At 72.1% G+C, this 20,471-nt stretch carries 20 protein-coding genes and 3 pseudogenes; 13 read left to right on the top strand and 10 right to left on the bottom strand.

Annotated features, from left to right (window positions below; translation table 11 throughout):
* The first annotated feature begins 174 nt into the window (after window positions 1-174).
* From JSY13_RS00795 to JSY13_RS00775, 5 genes and pseudogenes are all read left to right on the top strand, one after another.
* Window positions 175-2,154: an APC family permease gene (locus JSY13_RS00795; protein WP_259608226.1), complete on the top strand. Its 1,980-nt coding sequence runs from the start codon at window positions 175-177 to the stop codon at window positions 2,152-2,154.
* A 79-nt stretch (window positions 2,155-2,233) separates the two neighbouring features.
* Window positions 2,234-3,673 (top strand): annotated as a pseudogene (locus JSY13_RS00790) (sensor histidine kinase); the annotation flags it as partial.
* A complete protein-coding gene (locus JSY13_RS00785) occupies window positions 3,670-4,350 on the top strand; it encodes a response regulator (protein ID WP_259607130.1) in 681 nt (226 codons plus the stop codon). The pseudogene JSY13_RS00790 and the gene JSY13_RS00785, both read left to right, overlap by 4 nt.
* Window positions 4,351-4,361: 11 nt before the next feature.
* Window positions 4,362-5,708 (top strand): TrkH family potassium uptake protein, encoded by a 1,347-nt coding sequence (locus JSY13_RS00780; RefSeq protein ID WP_259608225.1) that lies wholly within the window; start codon window positions 4,362-4,364, stop codon window positions 5,706-5,708.
* A 31-nt stretch (window positions 5,709-5,739) separates the two neighbouring features.
* Complete coding sequence (locus tag JSY13_RS00775; RefSeq protein WP_259607129.1) at window positions 5,740-6,435, top strand: potassium channel family protein; 696 nt, start codon at window positions 5,740-5,742, stop codon at window positions 6,433-6,435.
* An 89-nt stretch (window positions 6,436-6,524) separates the two neighbouring features.
* Here the strand turns inward: JSY13_RS00775 and JSY13_RS00770 are convergent, their stop codons facing one another.
* A complete protein-coding gene (locus JSY13_RS00770; RefSeq protein ID WP_259608224.1) occupies window positions 6,525-6,728 on the bottom strand; it encodes a cold-shock protein in 204 nt (67 codons plus the stop codon).
* Between the two features lie 491 nt (window positions 6,729-7,219).
* Window positions 7,220-8,293 carry a flavin-containing monooxygenase gene (locus tag JSY13_RS00765; protein ID WP_259607128.1) on the bottom strand — a complete coding sequence of 358 codons (1,074 nt, stop codon included), beginning with the start codon at window positions 8,291-8,293 and terminating at the stop codon, window positions 7,220-7,222.
* 51 nt (window positions 8,294-8,344) lie between these two features.
* Here JSY13_RS00765 and JSY13_RS00760 point away from each other — a divergent pair, with 51 nt between their 5' ends.
* The 7 genes from JSY13_RS00760 to JSY13_RS00730 all read left to right on the top strand — a co-directional run bounded on the left by JSY13_RS00760 (window position 8,345) and on the right by JSY13_RS00730 (window position 13,175).
* Window positions 8,345-8,983 (top strand): TetR/AcrR family transcriptional regulator, encoded by a 639-nt coding sequence (locus JSY13_RS00760; protein ID WP_259607127.1) that lies wholly within the window; start codon window positions 8,345-8,347, stop codon window positions 8,981-8,983.
* A gap of 124 nt (window positions 8,984-9,107) precedes the next feature.
* A complete protein-coding gene (locus JSY13_RS00755; protein WP_259607126.1) occupies window positions 9,108-10,130 on the top strand; it encodes a metalloregulator ArsR/SmtB family transcription factor in 1,023 nt (340 codons plus the stop codon).
* Window positions 10,127-10,531 (top strand): arsenate reductase ArsC, encoded by a 405-nt coding sequence (locus tag JSY13_RS00750; protein ID WP_259607125.1) that lies wholly within the window; start codon window positions 10,127-10,129, stop codon window positions 10,529-10,531. The genes JSY13_RS00755 and JSY13_RS00750 overlap by 4 nt, the downstream gene beginning before the upstream one ends.
* Before the next feature lie 32 nt (window positions 10,532-10,563).
* Window positions 10,564-10,941, top strand: coding sequence for a VOC family protein (locus tag JSY13_RS00745; RefSeq protein WP_259607124.1), 378 nt, complete (start codon window positions 10,564-10,566; stop codon window positions 10,939-10,941).
* 91 nt (window positions 10,942-11,032) lie between these two features.
* Window positions 11,033-11,290, top strand: a complete 258-nt coding sequence (locus JSY13_RS00740; RefSeq protein WP_259607123.1) for a hypothetical protein — start codon at window positions 11,033-11,035, stop codon at window positions 11,288-11,290.
* Window positions 11,287-11,736 (top strand): polysaccharide deacetylase family protein, encoded by a 450-nt coding sequence (locus tag JSY13_RS00735; protein WP_259607122.1) that lies wholly within the window; start codon window positions 11,287-11,289, stop codon window positions 11,734-11,736. The genes JSY13_RS00740 and JSY13_RS00735 overlap by 4 nt, the downstream gene beginning before the upstream one ends.
* 191 nt (window positions 11,737-11,927) lie before the next feature.
* Window positions 11,928-13,175, top strand: coding sequence for an amidohydrolase (locus JSY13_RS00730; RefSeq protein ID WP_259607120.1), 1,248 nt, complete (start codon window positions 11,928-11,930; stop codon window positions 13,173-13,175).
* 99 nt (window positions 13,176-13,274) lie between these two features.
* Here JSY13_RS00730 and JSY13_RS00725 read toward each other — a convergent pair whose 3' ends face one another.
* From JSY13_RS00725 to JSY13_RS00715, 3 genes and pseudogenes are all read right to left on the bottom strand, one after another.
* Window positions 13,275-13,943, bottom strand: a complete 669-nt coding sequence (locus tag JSY13_RS00725) for a GTP pyrophosphokinase (protein ID WP_259607119.1) — start codon at window positions 13,941-13,943, stop codon at window positions 13,275-13,277.
* Window positions 13,944-14,060: 117 nt separating this feature from the next.
* Window positions 14,061-14,960: a dioxygenase family protein gene (locus JSY13_RS00720; RefSeq protein WP_259607118.1), complete on the bottom strand. Its 900-nt coding sequence runs from the start codon at window positions 14,958-14,960 to the stop codon at window positions 14,061-14,063.
* A 255-nt stretch (window positions 14,961-15,215) separates the two neighbouring features.
* Window positions 15,216-15,446, bottom strand: a pseudogene (locus JSY13_RS00715) (iron chelate uptake ABC transporter family permease subunit); the annotation flags it as partial.
* Window position 15,447: 1 nt separating this feature from the next.
* Here JSY13_RS00715 and JSY13_RS00710 point away from each other — a divergent pair.
* Window positions 15,448-15,579, top strand: a pseudogene (locus JSY13_RS00710) (SIP domain-containing protein); the annotation flags it as partial.
* Here JSY13_RS00710 and JSY13_RS00705 read toward each other — a convergent pair.
* The 5 genes from JSY13_RS00705 to JSY13_RS00685 all read right to left on the bottom strand — a co-directional run bounded on the left by JSY13_RS00705 (window position 15,546) and on the right by JSY13_RS00685 (window position 20,413).
* Complete coding sequence (locus JSY13_RS00705) at window positions 15,546-16,214, bottom strand: FMN-binding negative transcriptional regulator (RefSeq protein WP_336297693.1); 669 nt, start codon at window positions 16,212-16,214, stop codon at window positions 15,546-15,548. The pseudogene JSY13_RS00710 and the gene JSY13_RS00705 sit on opposite strands and share 34 nt — an antisense overlap.
* A gap of 37 nt (window positions 16,215-16,251) precedes the next feature.
* Complete coding sequence (locus JSY13_RS00700) at window positions 16,252-16,593, bottom strand: TfoX/Sxy family protein (RefSeq protein WP_259607117.1); 342 nt, start codon at window positions 16,591-16,593, stop codon at window positions 16,252-16,254.
* 203 nt (window positions 16,594-16,796) lie between these two features.
* Window positions 16,797-19,109, bottom strand: a complete 2,313-nt coding sequence (locus JSY13_RS00695) for a heavy metal translocating P-type ATPase (RefSeq protein ID WP_259607116.1) — start codon at window positions 19,107-19,109, stop codon at window positions 16,797-16,799.
* A 42-nt stretch (window positions 19,110-19,151) separates the two neighbouring features.
* On the bottom strand, window positions 19,152-20,204 hold the full coding sequence (locus JSY13_RS00690; protein ID WP_259607115.1) for a DUF8832 domain-containing protein: 1,053 nt from the start codon (window positions 20,202-20,204) through the stop codon (window positions 19,152-19,154).
* Window positions 20,204-20,413, bottom strand: coding sequence for a heavy-metal-associated domain-containing protein (locus JSY13_RS00685; protein ID WP_259607114.1), 210 nt, complete (start codon window positions 20,411-20,413; stop codon window positions 20,204-20,206). Before JSY13_RS00685 ends, JSY13_RS00690 begins: the two co-directional genes overlap by 1 nt.
* Window positions 20,414-20,471 lie beyond the last annotated feature (58 nt).

The raw sequence follows: 20,471 nt of genomic DNA, 5'->3' as shown, positions 1-20,471 counted from the left end.
CCCGCGCAGCCGTAGGGATTGCGTGAGGAACGTCCGTGCGCGCCCGCACCGCGCGTAGCGTCTCTCGCCGTGGATGCGAAGGATCTCTCGGAAGCCCCGCAGCTGGCCAAACGGCTGATCATCGGCGAACCGCTCACCACCGAGCAGGTCGACGAGCAGCTGCTGCGCAAGCGCATGGCCCTGCCGATCTTCGCCTCCGACGCGCTCAGCTCGGTCGCGTACGCGCCGCAGGAGCTGGTGATGATCCTCGCGCTCGGCGGCCTCGCGTTCCTCAGCTTCGCACCGTGGGTCGCCGCGGCGGTCGTGCTGCTGCTGACGGTCGTGGTGCTCAGCTACCGGCAGCTGATCAAGGCGTACCCGTCCGGCGGCGGCGACTACGAGGTGGCCTCGAAGAACCTCGGCGAGATCCCCGGTGTCACCGTCGCCGCGGCCCTGCTCGTCGACTACGTGCTCACCGTGGCCGTGTCGGTCGCCTCCGGCGTGGACAACATCATCTCCGCCGTGCCGCAGCTCGACCCGGTCCGCGTCGAGCTCGCCGTCGGCTTCGTGCTGCTGATCGTCGTGATCAACCTCCGCGGCGTGCGCGAGGCGTCGCTGGTGTTCGCCATCCCGACCTACGTGTTCATCGGCTCGGTGGGCGTGATGATCGTCACCGGCATCGCCCGCACCCTGCTCGGCGACCCTCCGGTCGCCTCCAGCGCCGCCTTCGGCATGCACGCCGAGGACCTCAGCCAGGCGGCGGTGATCCTGCTGGTGCTGCGCGCGTTCTCGAGCGGATGCTCCGCGCTCACCGGTGTGGAGGCGGTGTCGAACGGCGTCCCGGCGTTCCGCGCCCCGAAGGTCCGCAACGCGCAGCTCACCCTCACCATGATGGGCGGCATCGCGATCGCCCTGTTCTCGGGCCTCACCGCGCTGGCCCTGATCTCCGGCGTCCACTACGCGGAGAACCCGTGCGCGCTCGTCGGCTTCGACTGCACCACCCCGCAGCCCAGCCTGATGGCCCAGGTCGCCGCCGCGACGTTCGGCGGCAGCAGCATCCCGTTCTTCATCATCCAGGCGGCGACCGCGTGCGTGCTGCTGCTCGCCGCCAACACGGCCTTCAACGGCTTCCCGCTGCTGGGGGCGGTGCTGGCCCGCGACGGCTATGCACCGAAGGCGCTGAACACCCGCGGCGACCGCCTGGTGTTCTCGAACGGCATGATCCTGCTCGGCATCGCCGCCATCGCGGTGCTGATCGTGTTCCAGGCGCGGCTGACCACGCTGATCCAGCTCTACATCATCGGCGTGTTCGTCTCGTTCTCGCTCGGCCAGATCGGCATGGTGCGGCATTGGCGACGGATGCTCCGCGCCACCGCGCCCCGCGGGCCGTCGCTTCGGGCATCCGAGCGCCGCGCCGCGCTCACGGGCCTCGCGATCAACGCGATCGGCGCCGTGTTCACGGTGCTCGTCCTGGTGATCGTGACGATCACGAAGTTCACCCACGGCGCCTACCTGGTCTTCTTCGCGATCCCGTTCCTGGCGCTGCTGATGGTGGGCGTGAAGCGCTACTACCGCGACGTCGAGCACGAGATCCGTGTCGACGACGCCGTGCACTTCGGCTCGAGCGGCGACCTCGCCCTCATCCTCGTCAACCGGCTGCAGAAGCCGGTGCTGAAGGCGATCGACTATGCCATCGCGGCCGAGCACGACACCACCCTCGCGATCCACGTCGCGCTCACCCCGGAGGACGGCGAGCAGCTGCAGCGCGAATGGGCGGAGAGACGGATGCCGGTGCCGCTGGTCATCCTGGACTCGCCGTACCGCTCCTACGCGCAGCCGGTGGCGGAGTTCATCGAGAAGTACCGCGAGAAGCACGGGTCGAGCGTCGTGACCGTGTACCTGCCGCAGTACATCGTCGGGCACTGGTGGGAGGCGCTGCTGCACAACCGGCGCGCCCGGCGGATCGCCGGCCAGCTGATGCTGGTGCACGGCGTCTCGATCACGCTGGTGCCGTGGCTGCTGGACTCGTCCGAACTGATCTACGGCCGGCGGTCGCGACCGGTGCCCGGGCAGGAGCGGGCGGGGCGGCCGGTCGTCGCCACCGGCCGGCGGGCGCAGCGACCGGCGGGTCCCCCGGACGCCGCCGTCGAGGCCGGCGCGGGACGGGGAGTCTAGGATGCGAGCGGGAGGGGACATGACCGGTGTCAGGAAGCCGGCGGCCCAGGCGATGAGCGACGGTCGCATGGGCACGGTGCTGCCGCGGATCGCCGGCGGCGCCCTCGGCTGGCGACGGCAGGTCGCCGGGTTCGCGGTCGCGCTGATCGGCGGACCGCTGCTCACCTGGGTCCTCTTCACGCTGCGCAGTCCCGAGTCGATCACCGCGGAGGTGCTCTGGTACCAGCTGCTCGTGGTGGTGGTCGCCCTCATCGGCGGGCTGTTCCCCGCCGTGTTCGCGGCCGTGCTCTCCGGTCTGACGCTCGACCTGCTGTTCGTCGCGCCGCAGTTCTCGATCACGGTGGAGCATCCGCTGCACGCGGTCGCGCTCGGCCTGTACGTGATCAACGCGGTGCTCGTCAGCCTCATCGTCAGCGCCGCGGCGCGGCGCGGCCGGGCCGCGATCCGCGCGACCGCGGAGGCGGAGCTGCTCGTGTCGGTCGCCGGCACGGTGCTGCGCGGCGAGAACGCTGTGCAGGCGCTGATCTCCCGGGCCCGGGAGGCGTTCGGCCTCAGCGGGGTGCGGCTGCTCGCACCCGACGGCGAAGTCATCGCCCTCGACGGCGAGCCGGTGCGCGACGGCCGGTTCACGCCGGTGCCGGTCGGCCGCGACGACGCCGGCCACCCGCGGGCGACGCTGGAGCTGCACGGCGGGCCCCTCGAGCCGCCCGCCCGCCGGCTGCTGGACGTGATCGTGGCGCAGCTGGCGGCCGCCCTCGAGCACACCGACCTGAGCGCGACCGCGAAGGAGGCGGAGGCGCTGGCCGAGACCGACCAGGTGCGCAGCGCGCTGCTCTCGGCTCTCAGCCACGACCTGCGCCGGCCGCTGGCCTCGGCGATGGCCGCCGTCGGCGGACTGCGCGCCGCCCACGACCTCTCACCCGCCGACCGCGACGAGCTGATCGCCACCGCGGACGAGAGCCTGTCCACGCTGTCGGCCCTGATCACCGACCTGCTCGACGTCAGCCGGGTGCAGGCCGGCGTGCTCGCGGTGTCCCTCACCGCGACGGATGCCGAGGACACGGTCCTCGCGGCGCTGGACGAGCTGGGCCTGACCCCCGAGGACGTCGAGCTGGACCTCGACCCCTCGCTGCCGCCGCTCCTCGCGGACCCCGTGCTGCTGCAGCGCGTGCTGGTGAACGTGCTCGCGAACGCGCACCGGCACGCCCCGGCGGGCACCACGGTCGTCGTGGCGACCGCCCGGAGGGGAGGCTTCGGCGAGATCCGCGTGATCGACCACGGCGCCGGGGTGCCTCCGGAGCGGCAGCGCAGCATGTTCGCCCCGTTCCAGCGGTTCGGCGACACCGACAACACCACCGGCCTCGGCCTGGGTCTCGCCCTCTCGAAGGGGTTCACCGAGGGGATGGGCGGCACGCTCGCCCCCGAGAGCACCCCGGGCGGCGGGCTCACCATGGCGATCTCGCTGCCGCTGGCCCCGGCATCCGCTCGTCCGGACACGACCGGGGAGGACGCCTCGTGAAGCTGCTGATCGCCGACGACGACCCGCAGCTGGTGCGGGCGCTGCGCATCACCCTGGCCGCGCACGGCTATGAGGTGGTCGCGGCGGCCGACGGGGCGGAGGCCGTGACGATGGCCGCGCAGACGCATCCGGACATCATCCTGCTCGACCTGGGCATGCCGCGTCTGGACGGCGTCGAGGTGATCCACGCACTGCGCGGCTGGACGCGCGCGCCGATCATCGTCGTCTCCGGCCGCACCGGTTCCGCCGACAAGGTGGACGCGCTGGACGCCGGCGCCGACGACTACGTCACCAAGCCGTTCCAGGTGGACGAGCTGCTCGCCCGGCTGCGCGCGCTGGCCCGGCGCACCGCCCCGGATCCCGCCGCCGGGGCGGCGGTGGTGCGGTTCGGAGACGTCGTGGTCGACCTCGCGGCGCGCCTGGTCACCCGCGACGGAGATCCCGTGCACCTCACGCCCACGGAATGGCGGATGCTGGAGCACCTGTGCCGGCATCCGGGCGCGCTGGTCACCCGGCAGGAGCTGCTCCGCGAGATCTGGGGCACCGATCAGGTGTCGGACTCCGGGTACCTGCGGCTGTACATGTCCCAGCTGCGCAAGAAGCTCGAGCGCGAACCGGGCGCCCCCGTGCACCTGCGCACCGAGGCCGGCATGGGCTACCGGCTGGTGCTGTCGTGAGCGCCGGTGTGATGGCGCCGCGCACCGGCCGCCACCACCCGCTCGCCCCCGCCCAGGCCATCGCGACCGGATTCGGCACGACCATCGTGCTGGGGGCGCTGGTCCTGATGCTGCCGATCTCGTCCGCCGGGGCTCGCTGGACCGGTCCTGTCGAGGCGCTGTTCACCTCCACATCGGCGGTCTGTGTGACCGGCCTCATCGTCGTCGACACCGCCGTGTACTGGAGCCCGTTCGGCAAGATCGTCATCATGCTGCTCATCCAGCTGGGCGGGCTGGGGATCATGCTGTTCGCGGCGCTCGTCGGCATCGCCCTGGCGCGACGGCTGTCGGTGCGCTCGCGCCTGATCACCAGCACCGAGACGAAGTCGCCGGATGCCGGGAACGTGCGCCGGCTCGCGGCGGGCATCCTGGCCACCACCCTCGTGATCGAGGGGGTCGTCGCGGTCCTGCTGTTCCTGCGGTTCACGACCGGCCACGGGTACGACCCTGCCCGAGCCGCCTGGCACGCCGTCTTCCACGCGGTGTCCTCGTTCAACAACGCCGGGTTCGCCCTGTACAGCGACAGCCTGATGGGCTTCGTCACCGACCCGTGGATCACCCTCCCGCTGTGCGCGGCCACCATCCTGGGCGGTCTCGGCTTCCCGGTGCTGCGCCAGCTGCGCCGCGAACTGCGCCGCCCGCTGCACTGGACCATGAACACCAGGATCGTGCTCGTGGGCACCGCCGCGCTGCTGGCGGTCGGGATGCTGAGCGTCACGGTCACCGAGTGGGACAACCCCGGCACCTTCGGCGCCCTGGACCCGGCGTCGCGGCTGCTGGCCGGCTTCGTGTACTCGGTGCAGGCCCGCACCGCCGGGTTCAACTCGGTGGACATCGCGCAGCTGCACGACGAGACCTGGCTCATCACCGACGTGCTGATGTTCATCGGCGCCGGGCCCGCCGGCACCGCCGGCGGCATCAAGGTCACCACGTTCGCGGTGCTGTTCTTCATCATGTGGACCGAGCTGCGCGGCGGCGCGGCGGTGAACGTGTTCGGCAAGCGGCTGTCCCGCGCGGTGCACCGCGAGGCGATCACGGTGGTTCTGGTCGCGATCGCCGCCGTGATGGCTGGCGTGATCGCGATCCTCGCGATGACGGAGCTCGACCTCGACAAGGTGCTCTTCGAGGCGGTGTCGGCGTTCGCGACCGTCGGCCTGTCCACCGGCATCACCGCCGACCTGCCGGCGGCGGCGAAGCTCATCCTCGTCGCGCTCATGTTCCTCGGCCGGCTCGGCCCGCTCACCCTCGGCTCCGCCCTCGCCCTGCGCGAGCGGCGCATCGCCTACGAACTCCCCAAGGAGCGTCCCGCGATCGGCTGATCACGGATGCCCATCACGAAAGGATCCGCCCGTGTCCACCTTCCTGTCGTTCGGCCATGACGCCCGCCGCATCGCCGAGGCCGACTCCGTCGCCGTCATCGGGCTGGGCCGCTTCGGCACGTCCCTCGCCCTGGAGCTGATGGCTTCCGGGACCGAGGTGCTCGGCATCGACGGCGACGAGGACATCGTGCAGGCGCTGAACGGTGAACTCACCCAGGTGGTCCGCGCCGACTCCACGAAGCTCGAGGTGCTGCAGCAGCTCGCGATCGGCGATTTCGATCGCGTCGTCGTCGCGATCGGCAGCGACATCACCGCCTCCATCCTCACCGCCTCGCTGCTGCTGCAGCTGCAGGTACCGGTGATCTGGGCGAAGGCCGTGGACGAGCGGCACGGCGCCGTGCTCGAGCAGCTGGGCGTGCACCGCGTCATCTACCCGGAGAAGGATATGGGCCGCAGAGTCGCCCACCTCGTGCGCGGGGCCGCCGCGGACTACCTGGAGATCGACAAGGGGTTCGCCATCGTGAAGACGACGGCACCGCGGTCTCTGCACGGCGTGACCCTCGCCGACGCCGCGGTGCGGGCGTCCCACGGTGTCACGGTCGCCGCGCACCGCTCGGAGGAGGGCTCGTGGACCAACGCCTCCCCCGAGACCGTCCTCGGTGCCGGGGACACTGTGCTCGTGGTCGGCCCGATCGCGAAGGTCGAGCGCTTCGCGCAGCTGCGGTGAAGCGGAGGACCTGCATGCGCGGCCGCGGCTCGGCAGACGACAAACCGGCCGAACCCCGAAGGATCCGGCCGGTTCGAGTCGCAGGGCGCTCAGAGAGCGCGGATGTTCACCGCCTGCATGCCCTTGGGGCCGCGCTCGGGGTCGAACTCGACCTTCTGGTTCTCGCGGAGCTCCTTGAAGCCCGACCCGGCGATCGCCGAGAAGTGGGCGAACAGGTCGTCCGAACCGTCGTCCGGAGCGATGAAGCCGAAGCCCTTCTCCGAGTTGAACCATTTCACAGTGCCAGTGGCCATGTGCTTCTTCTTTCTGTTAATCGGGCCGCTTGCGCGACCGGGGGCGCCGCGCCGGAACTTCCGGCGGGCACGATGAGGGGTCTGGGAGCGGGAGGCCACGGCGGCGGCATCCGCTTCGGGGTCGAAGGCGGCGACAGCGGCCTCGGCATCCGGGAGGGAGTCGAACCGGCCGAGCCGCTGACCGCGCGGACCGTGGGCGAAGACGCCGTCGGGGTCGACGACGACATGACCGGCGTACTCGCCGGATCGGGTGGCGACCCGGACATCGATGTCCGCGTCACGCCAATGAACGAGGCCGGGGGCGCATTCCCCGCAGCCGACTGCGTAGGTCAAGAAGTGTGCTTTCGGTGGATCCGTGCCGAACAGAAGCGCAGAGATCGGATCCTGGGTGTTGATGCCGCACACGTCGCGGGAAGCGATCGCGGGCTGTGCTGAAAAGTAGGCCTCCGGTGGGAGGGACGCTTCACCATAGCACGCCGACCTGGGGATCCCTACCCAGCCTTCACCGTCGGCGCGGCGGTGCGCGCGAGCGCGTCGGCGACGAACGCCGCATCCCTGCCCGCGCCGCCGATCAGGGTCGAGGTCAGACCGAACTGGAACGGCAGGCCGAGGAAGGCGAGGCCGTCCACGTCGGTGGACAGCCCCCGGATGTGCGCGGGCAGGCCCCGATCGTCCACCGCGAGACCTTCGACCCAGCCCAGGTCGGACCGGTAGCCGGTCGCCCAGAGCACGGCGTCGCACTCGACGACCCGCCCGTCCTCGAGCACCGGCAGCCCGCCGGAGACACCGGTCATCCGCGGTCCGCGCGCCGCGCCGGCCTCGTCCAGGTCCCGGGCGGTGATCCCGATCAGGGGCGCGCCGGCGTAGGGCGCCCGGAGCGCGGCCTTCCGTCCGATCGGCGTCGCCCGGGTGAGCACCCGGTGCAGGAAGGCGAACCAGGCCGTGCCGGCGACGGCGAGCAGGCGGCGCGGGATGCGGGGCCTCGGCCGCCCGGCGACCGTGACATCCCTGCCGGCGCGGGCGAGCTCGACGCCGAGCTGCACGCCGGAGGTGCCGCACCCGACGACGAGCACCCGCCGCCCCGGCAGATCGTCCGGCCGGCGGTACTCCGACGTGTGCCGCTGCCGGATCCCCGGGTCGAGCTCGGCCGCCGCAGCCGGAACGCGGGGACGGCTGTCCCCGCCCGTGGCGATCACGACGCGCCGGCTGCGCCACGAGCGCTCCGCGGTGCCGACGACGAATCCTCCAGACGGGTCGGCGGTCACGCGGGCGACCCGGGTGCCGGTGTGCAGCGGGACGGCGGCGCGCTCGGCGTAGTCGTCGAGGTACCCGGCGAACTCGGCCGCCGTCGGCCGGTGCCGGGGCGGCGCCGGGAACGGCATCCCCGGCAGGGCGTCGAACCGCGCCGGCGTGAACAGGCGCAGCGAGTCCCAGCGCCGGCGCCAGACGTCCCCCGGCGCGTCGTCGCCGGTGAGCACCTCGTGCGCCACGCCGCGGTCGCGCAGTTCGCGGCTGAGAGCGAGGCCGCACTGACCTGCGCCGATGACGAGGACGTCGGTGTCCATGACACGCTCCTTAGAACGTGATTCCATTTGATAGAACGCTGTTCTAAGAACATGGAGCAGGCCACGGCAAGACCTTCTCGCCGGCACGCGGCGCAGGCGGCGACCGGCGCGGCCATCGTGGACGCCGCCGACCGGCTGTTCCGGCAGCACGGCTACGTCGCGACCACGATCGGCATGATCGCGCGGGAGGCCGGCGCAGCCGTGCAGACCGTCTACATCACCGTCGGCGGCAAGGCCGCCGTGCTCTCCGCCGTGCTCGATCGCAGCGCGGCGGGCACCGAGGACAGGCCCGTGGTGGAGTTCCTCGCCGACCGGATCGACCGCGCCGGCGACGCCCGGGCGGTGATCGCCGTCCTCGCGGACTGGCTGGCCGAGGCGAACGCGCGCACCCACGCCGTCCACCGGGTGATCGCCCAGGCCGCCGCGGTGGACCCTGAGATCGCCACCCTGCAGACCCGGCGAGCGCAGCAGCGGCTGGAGCGCTACGGCCGCGCCGCCGTCACGCTGCGCGAGCGCGGCGGTCTGCGTCCCGAGCTGTCCGACGCCGAGGCCGCGGCGACCATCTGGTCGATCGGGTCGCCGGCGACCTGGGAGGCTCTCGTGCTGCAGGCCGGGTGGAGCACGAAGACGCACCGGGACTGGATGGAGCGCACCCTCCGCGCAGCGCTGTTGACGGAGGCGGCCGGCTGACCGATCGGCTCCTCACGCTGCGGAGCATCCGGTGTTGTCCTCTGCCTCGATCCCTGTCAATATAGACGCGGATCAAAACAGGACCGCCCGTGAGCGCGGCGGCGACAATGCGGGAGCTGATCGCATGACGAGCACGGCACTCGCCGATGAACCGGTGTGCACGCCGACGGCCGCGCACGCCATCGGCGCCGAAGCGGCAGCCTCGGTCGCGAGCGCGCTCAAGGCGCTGTCCGAGCCGCTGCGGCTGCGGATGCTCTCCGCCATCGCCGCCGACCCCCGCGGCGAATGCTGCGTGTGCGACCTGGCGGCCCTCGCCGATGTCTCGCAGCCGACCGTGTCCCACCACCTAAAGGTGCTCAAGGAGGCCGGCATCCTGCGCTCCGAGCGCCGCGGCACCTGGGTGTGGTACCGCATCGAGCCGCGGCGGCGCGCCGCCGTCACGGCGCTGCTCGAGGCGTTCGCCCCGGCCGCCGTGGGGACGCCGGATGCCGGCGAGCCGCACGCCGCTCGCCTGCCCGACCTCGACGGCCGCGTGACCCGCCTCGCGGAGCAGCTCGCCGCCGAGACGCCCGCGTTCGCCCCGGATGCCGTGCTGCAGATCGTCCGCGAGTCGTACACCTCGCTGGCGCGCAGCGCGAGAGTGACCTCGGCGCTGATCCCGCTGACCGAGCGCTTCGCCCGCCAGCGCCTCGCCGATCTGCGCCGCGCGGGTCTCGGCCCCGATCGCGCGGCATCGGCTCCACAGGTGCTGTTCGTGTGCGTCGCGAACGCCGGCCGGTCGCAGCTGGCCGCCGCGCTGGTGAACAGCATCAGCGGCAGCCGCGTGATCGCGCGGTCGGCCGGTTCCCAGCCCGCGGACGCCGTGCATCCCCACGTGCGCACGCTGCTCGCTGAGATCGAGGGGGACGCCGCGGCCGAGCGCTTCCCCAAGCCGCTCACCGACGACGCGGTCCGCGCCGTCGACGTCGTCGTCACGATGGGCTGCGGCGACGTGTGCCCGGTGATCCCGGGGGTGCGCTACGAGGACTGGGCCGTGGGCGATCCCGCCCTGGCATCCGCCGAGGGCGCCCGCGCCATCCGCGACGACATCGCCGGGCGCGTCCGCGCTCTGCTCGCCACCCTGGACATCCCCGAGGAGACCCGATGACCGACGCCAAGCCCTCCGTCCTCTTCGTCTGCGTGCACAACGCCGGGCGCTCGCAGATGGCCGCGGGGTTCCTCCGCGAACTCGGCGGCGGACGCATCGAGGTGCGCTCGGCCGGCTCGATGCCGGCATCCGACATCAACCCGGTGGCCGTCGCGGCGATGGCCGAGGTGGGCATCGACATCGCCGGCGAGCAGCCGAAGGTGCTCACGACGGATGCCGTGCAGGCCTCCGACGTCGTGATCACGATGGGCTGCGGCGACGCCTGCCCGTTCTTCCCCGGCAAGCGCTACGAGGACTGGAAACTCGACGACCCCGCCGGTCAGGGCATCGAGGCGGTGCGGCCGATCCGCGACGAGATCCGCCGCCGCGTCGAGGAGCTCGTCGCCGACCTGCGGGGCTGACGCCGGCATCAGCGCGGTGGTACCGTCGCCGCATGGACGCCGTCTCGCTCGGCCCGATCGGCCAGATCTCCCGCTCCGTCGACGACATCGCGGCCGCCGAGGCGTGGTACCGGGATGTGCTCGGGCTGCGCCACCTCTACACGTTCGGCACGCTGAGCTTCTTCGAGTGCGACGGCACGCGACTGTTCCTCTCCCAGGGCGACGGGCCGGTGCACGAGGAGTCGATCCTGTACTTCCGGGTGCCGGACATCGAGCGGGCGCGGGCCGACCTCGGCGAGCGCGGGGTCGTCTTCACGCACGAGCCGCAGCTCATCCACACCCACGAGGACGGATGCCAGGAGTGGATGGCCTTCTTCACCGACCTGGAGGGCCGCCCGCTCGCCCTGATGGAGCAGCGCCGGCCGGAGTGACGTCGCGGGGTTCCGCACGCTTCCGCGGGCCATCCGGACGACATCCGCCCGGCGTCCGGGGAATGACCCTCGCCGTCCCTAGGATCAAGGCGTGACCCTCCCCGCTCCGCGCCCCCGCCGGTACTCCCGCCGGCGGCGGCGCCGTCTGACGTTCACCGTGATCGGCGCCGTGGCGCTGGCGGGTGCCGCCGTCGCCGCGTTCGCGCTGATGCCGGCCCTGCGCGGAGAGCAGTCCCCGGCATCCGGCGAGCGCACGGCGGCCGGCGCGCCGACGCCGACGCCGACACGGCGCACGACGAGCTGGACGCGTTCGTCGACGGGCGGCTGTACCTTCCGCCGCGGTCCGTGATCGTCACCGACGACGACGCCGACCCGACCTGGTTCGACCTGGCCGTGCCGGTGGTGGTGAAGCACAAGGTCCTCACGACGTCGTTCGTGATCACCGAGTACCGACAGGACCCGTCGCCGTCGCCCTACGTGCTGCAGCGCTCGCACACGCACGACATGCACGAGGCGGGCGAGAACGGCCGCGGCCGGATGACGAACTGGTCCGCCGAGCAGATCGCCGCCGACCTGGAGACCTCGGCCGCCATCCTCGGCGCCAAGGAGGTCGTCGCGTACCCGTTCGGTCACTACACCGAGACCACGAAGGAGGGCACCGCGAAGGCCGGCTTCACCTTCGGGCGCACGATCGAGTGGGGCTACGTCACCCCGGGCACCGACAAGCTGGCGCTCCCCGTGATCCGGGTCAACTACGGCGACTCCGTCGACGCCCTCGCGTCCTGGATCGGCTGACGGCGCGCCTGGCCCCCAGCCCCACCCACCCGGAGCCCCATCCATCCGCAGCCCCACCCACCCGTCGCGACACATTGTGTCCGTACCTGCGGGTGCCCGTCGGGACGACCCACCCCTCGGGACACAATGTGTCAGAACGTGCGGGTGGACGCCGAGCCGTCGGAGCGTCACCGCTCGCTAGGCTCACCCGTATGGCCATCGACCTCGAAGCGCTGTACACCGACCTGCACCGGCATCCGGAGCTGTCGTTCCAGGAGACCCGCACCGCCGGCATCGCCGCCGCGCACCTGCGCGACCTGGGACTCGAGGTGCACGAGGGCGTCGGCGTCACCGGCGTGGTCGGTGTGCTCCGCAACCCCAAGCGCGGTCAGGGCGGCGAGCCCGCCCAGGCATCCGGCCCGGTCGTCTGGCTCCGCGCCGACATGGACGCCCTCCCGGTGAAGGAGGACACCGGCCTGCCCTACGCGTCCACCGCGACCGGCGTCGACCCCGACGGGCACACCGTGCCGGTGATGCACGCGTGCGGCCACGACATGCACGTCACCGCGATGATCGGCGCCGTGGAGCGCCTGGTCGCCGACCGCGCTGAGTGGCACGGCACCGTCGTCGTGATCATCCAGCCCGCCGAGGAGTTCGGCGCCGGGGCCCGCACCATGCTCGACGACGGGATGCTGGCGCGCTTCCCCCGCCCGGACGTGGTCCTCGGGCAGCACCTCACCCCGCTGCCCGCCGGCGTGATCGGCGTGCGCCCGGGGCCGCAGATGTCGGCATCCGACGGCATCCAGGTGGTGATGCACGGCCGCGGCGGGCACGGATCCCGGCCACACGCCACCATCGACCCGATCGTGATGGCCGCCTCCACCGTGATGCGGCTGCAGACCGTTGTGTCGCGCGAGGTCGACCCGCGGGAGCTGGCGGTGGTCACCGTCGGGGCGATCCACGCCGGCACCAAGAACAACATCATCCCGGCGGATGCCACGCTGCAGCTCAGCCTCCGGTACCCGGACGAGGCGCTGCGCGACAAGGTCCTCGAGAAGGTAGAGCGGGTGATCCGGGCGGAAGCCCTGGCATCCGGAGCCGAACGGGAGCCGGAGATCTCGACCCTGCACACCCTCCCGGCGACGATCAACGACCCGGATGCCACGGCGCGGGTCGTCGCCGCGTTCCACGAGGAGTTCGGCGAGCACGCCGTCGTCGACCCGGGGCTGTTCACTGGAAGCGAGGACGTGTCGTGGTTCGCCCGCGACGCCGGCGCGCCGCTGGTGTTCTGGTTCTGGGGCGGCATCGACCCCGACGACTACCGGGCCGCCGCGCGGGCGGGGACGGTCGACCGCGACATCCCGACCAACCACTCCCCGTTCTTCGCGCCCGTCCTGCATCCGACCATCGACGTCGGCGTCACCGCGATGACCACCGCCGCCCGCACGTTCCTGGGCTGATCCCCCCGGCGACACATTGTGTCGCGTCGTGCTGGTCCGGGGCGCGACAACCCACCTCACCGGACACAATGTGGCGGGAAGGGCAGGTCGTCCCGGGAGTCAGGCCTCCAGAGCCCGCTGGTTCACGGCGTGCGCCTCGTGGTGCAGCCGCTCCATGCGCAGGTCGAGCTCACCGGCGGCCTCGGCCGCCTCGGTGAGGCTCTGCACCAGATGGCTCGGCACCTGCCCCTGGAACTTGTAGTGGATCTTGTGCTCCAGGCTCGCCCAGAAGTCCATCGCGATGGTGCGGAACTGCACCTCGACCGGCACCGGCACCGGTCCGGTGGAGAGGAACACCGGCACCTCGACGATCGCGTGCAGGCTGCGGTAGCCGTTCGGCTTCGGCTGGGCGATGTAGTCCTTCACGATCTTCACGGTGACGTCGTCCTGCTGGGTGAGCAGCTGGAACAGCCGGTACACGTCGGAGACGAAGCTGCACGTGACCCGCACCCCGGCGATGTCGGTGATCTCGCGACGGATGGTGTCGAAGTCGGGCTCGATGCCCTTCCGCGCAACCTTCTCGACGATGCTGTCCGGCGACTTCAGCCGGCTCTTCACGTGCTCGATCGGGTTGTACGCGTGGTTGTGGGTGAACTCGTCGCGCAGGATGGAGATCTTGGTCTCGACCTCCCGCATCCCGAACTCGTACTCCCGCAGGAACCGTTGGAACGCGTCTCGCAGTTGCCTGGCCTCCGCGATCGCGGCGGCGTCGACGGGAACCGTGGTCATGTCTTCGACGTTACGCACAGGTGATCGGAATCGCCTGGGCGTTCGCGGCCGGCGGACGGATGCCGTCGCGGCACCGTGATCGGATGCCATCGGTCACACCGCGATCGGATGCCATCATCACACCGCGATCGACAGCGCAGCCGTGTAGCCGTCGTCGACGCTGCCGGTCATCGTCGCCAGCTGCAGGATGCCGCCGTCATCGCCGAACACGTTGTCGCCGGTGAGCGTCACCCGCGAGGCGTTGCGCACGCTCGACTCGTACCCCGAGGTCGCGTACACCTTGGCGTTCGTCTCCTCGGGCAGGGCGATCTGCGAGGTCTTCACGATCGGTCCGGTCGCGACCGCCGTGGCGACGTCCTGATACACCTCGAAGTGGATGTGCGGCCACCGGCCGGAGTAGCACGCCGGGTAGATCGACCGGAAGCGCACCGTGCCGGTGTCGTCGGTCTCCTGCACGCCGCGCAGGTAGTTCTCGTTCTTCGCGGCATCCGAGTACAGCGAGTAGTTGCCGTCGCGGTCACAGTGCCAGAGGTACACGCCGGCACCCGCCATCGCCGCGCCCGTGGTGGCGTCGCGGACGGTGAGCACGATGTCGAGCGGGACGCCCTCGGCCGTCGTGGCCGACGAGCCGAAGCTGGAACGGATGTCGCTGCGCACGATGCCGGAGTCGTCGAGCACGTTCACCCCGTTCGAGCCGTCGGCCGGGTAGGGGCCGGCGGTCTCGTTCGGCACCTCCCCCTCGAGGAGGTCGCTGTTGTCCTGTCCGGTCGGAGCGCCGCCCTGGCCGCCGTCGGGCGGGGCGGGGCGACCGTCGGTGCCCGTGGTGCTCGTGCTATTCGCGCCGGTGTCGGAGGGCGGTGCGCACGCGGCGAGCAGCGCCGTCGCGGCGATCCCGCCGAAGATCCCGAGCGCCCGCCGGCGGTCGATGAGCGTGCGGATGTCGTAGACGAGGCCGCGGTGGTCCTCATCGATCTCGTGGCCGTTCGCGTCGAGCCAGCGGGGGTCGGTGGAGTTCATGGTGTCGTCCTTTCCCAGGGGAAGAGAACACCACGTGCGTCTGGGGCGCGTCGATGCCCCGGCTATGCGGATGCCCAGAACGCCGAGCGTTCGCGACTCGCGCTGTTGCCCGCGCGCCGCGGGGAGGATCCCGCACGCGCGACGACCTCCCGCGATGCGGAAAGCTCCCGGCGACCGGCATCCGCCCGACCGCCGGGAGAATCGCGCACCCCCAAGGCCCGCGGGAGGTGCGGCGGGCGGGCCGCCCGCTCCGGGCTACGCGTCCCGCGATCTCCAGAGGAGCCAGACGAAGTACGGGGCGCCGAGGAGGGCGACGACCAGGTCGGCGGGCAGCTGGGCGGGGGCGAGCACGGTGCGGCCGATGGCATCCGCCGTCCCGACGAGCACGGCACCGAGCAGCACCGCCACCGGGATCACTCGCGTGTGCCGGGCGCCGACGAGGGCGCGGGCGGCGTGCGGGGCGACCAGCCCGACGAAGCCGACCACGCACGCCTGGCTCGCCGGCGAGGCCGGCACCATCACCGCGCTGCGCCGGCACCTGGTGCGCGACCTCGGCGTCGACCGCCGCTCGGTCGCGTTCATGGGCTACTGGCGCGCCGGCCGAGCCGAGAGCGCCTGACCCGGGGCGCCTGCCCCGGCGACTCCGGCGGGCGCCGTCAGTTGCGCCGTCGCATCTCCTCGGCGAGCTCCGGGTTCCCGCCCTCGACGTGCCGGATGATGTTCTCGCGCACCTCGGGCGTCTTGTTCTGGCTGAGCTTGGCGCGCGTCGAAGCGCGTCACCCGCATCCGCAGACCCACCGTGCCGCGGGCGATGCGCCGTGTGCCCTCCTCGTCCTCGGCGAGGCTGCGTCCGCCGGGCCGGCCGTGCTCGAAGTGATCGGTGAGACGCGAGAGCATGGCGTAGTTCTCCTCGAACCCGAGGATCTCCGGCACCCCGTACAGGTGCGCGGTGAGGTGGTTCCAGGTCGGCACGAGGTCGCCCGGGGCGTACCAGCTGGAGGACACGTAGTCGTGCGGCCCCTGCACGATCACGAGGATCTCGTGCCTGCCGAGCTCGTGCAGCTCGTCGTCCGGACGCCCGAAGTGGCTCACGATCGTGATGCCCTCCCGGTCCTCCTCGTCGATCAGGATCGGGTAGTGCGAGGCGACGAGCCCGGTGGACGCCGGCGAGACGAACGTCGCCCACGGATGCCGGCGGATCAGCTCCCTGACCTCGTCGACGTCGTCCATGATGTAACGCGGCGTGTGGCGCATGGATCACCCCTTCCGGTGCTCTCGGGTCCCGTCCGAGTCAAGCACCTCCGCCGAGCGACGTCACGTACGCGAGCGCTTCGCGCACCAGTGGCGTCCACCGGGCCAGGGTGCCGTCGCGGTCGGCGGCCGCGGGCACGGAGATCCACTCGCGCATGGTCCGCTTCCCCATCGTGACCTCGGATGCCTCGCCGGCGGCGATCAGCTCGAGGGCCCGCTCGCGCGGCACCTTCGTGATCATCCGGTCGTCGGCGCCGAGGAAGGCCACGATCTTTCCGTCGGCGCGGATGCCCGGCCGGCGGAACATCGTACCGATATCGAGCATCCCGTCGTGGTCGAGCATTCCGGCGATCTCCTGCAGCAGCTCCTCGTCGGCGATCATCGCCGCTCCTCCCTTTCGGCGACCCTCACGGCCTGATCGCTCACGGTGGCAGTCTAGGGCGGGGCCCCGGCATCCGTTCGGGGCCCGGGCCGTCGGCGTCCGGCCCCCGGCATCCGTTCGGGAGGAGTTCTCACGCTCGGGAGGAGGAATCCGGCCCGGCGATCCGCCGCTGGCCGAGTTCTCCTCCCGAGCGTGTGCGCCGGTCAGCGGAACCGGCGCAGCCGCAGGCTGTTGCCGACGACGAAGACGCTCGAGAACGCCATCGCGGCGCCGGCGATCATCGGGTTCAGCAGGCCCAGGGCGGCCAGCGGCAGCGCCGCGACGTTGTAGCCGAAGGCCCAGAACAGGTTGCCCTTGATGGTGGCGAGGGTGCGGCGCGACAGCCGGATGGCATCCGCCGCCGCACGCAGGTCGCCGCGGACGAGGGTGATGTCGGATGCCTCGATCGCGACATCCGTGCCGGTGCCCATCGCCAGGCCGAGGTCGGCCTGCGCGAGCGCGGGGGCGTCGTTGACGCCGTCGCCGGCCATCGCCACGACACGCCCCTCCTGCTGCAGCCGCCGGACGACGTCGACCTTGTCGGCCGGGAGCACCTCGGCGATCACCTCGTCGATGCCCACCTCCGCGGCGATGTGCCGCGCGGCCGCCTCGTTGTCGCCGGTGAGCAGCACCGGGGTCAGGCCCAGGTCGCGGAAGGAGGCCACCGCCTCGGCGCTGGTCTGCTTCACCCGGTCGGCGACGACGATCACGCCGCGGGGTGCGCCGTCCCAGGCGACGAGCACGGCCGTCTGACCGGCGGCCTCGGCACCTGCCTTCGCGTCGAGGAGGCGCGTCGAGGGGTGGATCGCCCAGTCCTCCAGCAGCGACAGCCGCCCGACGAGCACGGCGCGTCCCTCGACGACACCGCTGACGCCGCGGCCCTCGGTGTTCTGGAAGGACTCGACGGGAGGGAGGGTTCGGGAAGCGGAACGCGTTTCGTCTCGGGCGGCTCCGCCGTCCTCGCTCAACGACCGGGAAGTGCCGTCCTCGGTGGACGACCGGGGCGCCAGGGCCGCGGCGGCGACGGCGCGGGCGATCGGGTGCTCGGAGGCGTGCTCGACCGCGCCGGCCAGACGGAGCAGCTCCGCGGCATCCGTCCCCTCCTCGGGGATGACGTCGACGACGCTCATCCGCCCCTCGGTCACCGTCCCGGTCTTGTCGAGCACGATCGTGTCGACGCGACGCGTGGACTCCAGCACCTCCGGGCCCTTGATCAGGATGCCCAGCTGCGCCCCGCGCCCCGTGCCGACCAGCAGCGCCGTCGGCGTGGCGAGACCCAGCGCGCACGGGCAGGCGATGATGAGCACGGCGACCGCGGCGGTGAACGCGGCCGAGAGCGGGAATCCGGCGCCGATCCATGCGCCCAGCGTGGCGACGGCGATCGCGATGACGATCGGCACGAACACCCCGGAGACACGGTCGGCGAGGCGCTGCACCTCGGCCTTGCCGGTCTGCGCCTCCTCGACCAGGCGCGCCATCTGCGCGAGCTGCGTGTCCGCGCCCACCCGGGTCGCCCGCACGACGAGCCGCCCGCCGGCGTTCACCGTCGCGCCGGTCACGGCGTCCCCGGCGCCGACCTCGACGGGCACCGACTCGCCGGTGATCATCGACCGGTCCACCGCGGAGGACCCGGACACCACGACCCCGTCGGTCGCGATCTTCTCCCCCGGGCGCACCACGAACTCGTCGCCGACGTGCAGCTCGGAGATCGGGATGCGGGTCTCGGCGCCGTCCCGGATCACCGCGACGTCCTTGGCGCCCAGTTCGAGCAGGGCCCGCAGCGCGTCGCCGGCGCGGCGCTTGGCGCGCTTCTCGAAGTAGCGGCCGGCGAGGATGAACATCGTGACGCCGGAGGCCACCTCGAGGTAGATGTTGCCGGCGCCGTCGCTCGGGGCGATGGTCCACGAGAAGCCGTGGATCATGCCCGGCTGCCCGGCGGTGCCGAGGAACAGCGCGTACAGCGACCACAGGAACGCCGCCGAGGTGCCGAGGCTGATCAGCGTGTCCATGGTGGCGGAGCCGTGGCGCAGGTTCAGCCAGGCGGCGCGGTGGAACGGCCACGCCGCCCAGACGACGACCGGTGCCGCGAGGGTGAGCGACAGCCACTGCCAGTACGGAAACTGCAGCGCGGGGATCATCGCCAGCAGGATCACCGGCACCGACAGCACGATCGATCCGATCAGCCGCTGCCGGAGGGTGCGCAGCTCGGGGTCCTCGGCGGAATCGTCGGACGTGCCGTCGGTGTCCGCGGGCGGGGCCGGGAGCGTCGCGGTGTACCCGGCGCCCTCGACAGTCGAGATGAGCAGGGCCGGATCGACGGGTCCGTCGGCGGTGACCTGCGCCTTCTCGGTGGCGTAGTTGACGGTCGCGGTGACCCCGTCCAGCTTGTTCAGCTTCTTCTCGATGCGCATGGCGCAGGAGGCGCAGGTCATCCCGCCGATCTCGAGTTCGATCCGGGTCTGCTCTGCGGTGCTCATGATGCTCCTCGACGTGGTGTTCGTGGTGACGGATGGGCGGGCTCAGTGGCTGTGGTCGCCGGAGCCGGTGTCGTCGTGGCCGGAGTCGCCGCCGGTGTCGCCGCCGTCGTCATGTCCCGTGCCGCCGTGACCGTGCCCGGCGTCCTCGCCGCCGGACGCGGCCGCTCCGACCGTGTCGACGACGAACGGCACGGACCGCACGACGCCGCCGATCTGGAAGTCGAAGTACAGCAGGTACCGGCCGTCGGTCGGGACGGTGGCGGCGAAGCGCACCTCCGGCCCGGACGTGTCGCCGGGCTCGGGCTCGTCGCCCTCCGGGTGCACGTGCGCGTAGCCGAGGTCTCCCTGACGGAGCGCGACGAGGTGGCCGAACGCACCGAGGTACGGCTCGAGCTCGGTGACGGGCTCTCCGCCCCGCGAGACCGTGATGGTGAGCTCGGATGCCGCGCCGGCGGCCAGCTCGCCGCTCAGGTGCAGGTCGTAGCCGTCGACGGTGGCGTGCGCGGTCGGCTGCGGGTCGACGGGCCGCAGGTCGCCGGCGACGTCGATCGTGCGGGCGAGGGTCACCGGCTCGGCGCCGGAGGCCGTGAAGTCGGCGAACAGGCGATAGCTGCCCGCCGCGTCCCAGCTCCACGGCAGCGACCAGGTGCCGTCGGCCGCCCGCTCGGGATGCACGTGCCGGAAGTGCGCGCCGTCGGTGCGGACGACGATGAGGTGCAGCTCCTTCTCGTGCGCGACGTCGTACGCGGTGACCGGTGCGCCGTCGGCGCCGAGGATGCGGAAGCTCAGCGACCCCTGCTCCCCGACGGATGCCGGAGCCGCGACGGCGTCCAGCACGAACCCGCCGTCGGCGAGCGCGAGGCCGCCCAGGTGGCCGGCGCCGTGCCCGGCATCCGCTCCGGCCGAGGCGCCGTGTCCGGCGCCGCCGTGTGCGTTGTGATCCTTCATGTCCTGCTCCTCCTGCGAAGCCGCGGTCTCGGTGGCCGCGGGGGTGGCGATGCCGTCGGGCGCGAGAGCGCCCGCTGCGGCTGCGGCGAGGCCGAACACCGCCACCAGCCCCACGCCGAAGAGGCCGAGGCGTGCCGCGGCGTTCATCAGGCGGACTCCGCCTGGTAGCCGGCCTCGTCGACCGCGGCGATGACCGCGGCGGGGTCGACGGGCGCGGACGAGGAGACGACGAGCCGTCCGGTCTGCGCGCTGACGTCGATGCTCTCGACGCCGGGGACCTTCGCGACCTCCTCACGAACGGACATCTCGCAGTGGCTGCACGTCATCCCGGTCACCTGGAACTCGGTCGTGGTCATGTTTCTCACCTTCCTGTTCGCGATACCCCTCTGGGGTGTTCACCAGGGTACAACAGAT

Origin of the sequence: Microbacterium neungamense (assembly GCF_024971095.1) — a bacterium.
Classification (GTDB): domain Bacteria; phylum Actinomycetota; class Actinomycetes; order Actinomycetales; family Microbacteriaceae; genus Microbacterium; species Microbacterium neungamense.
This window is presented reverse-complemented; position numbering and strand designations above follow the sequence as displayed.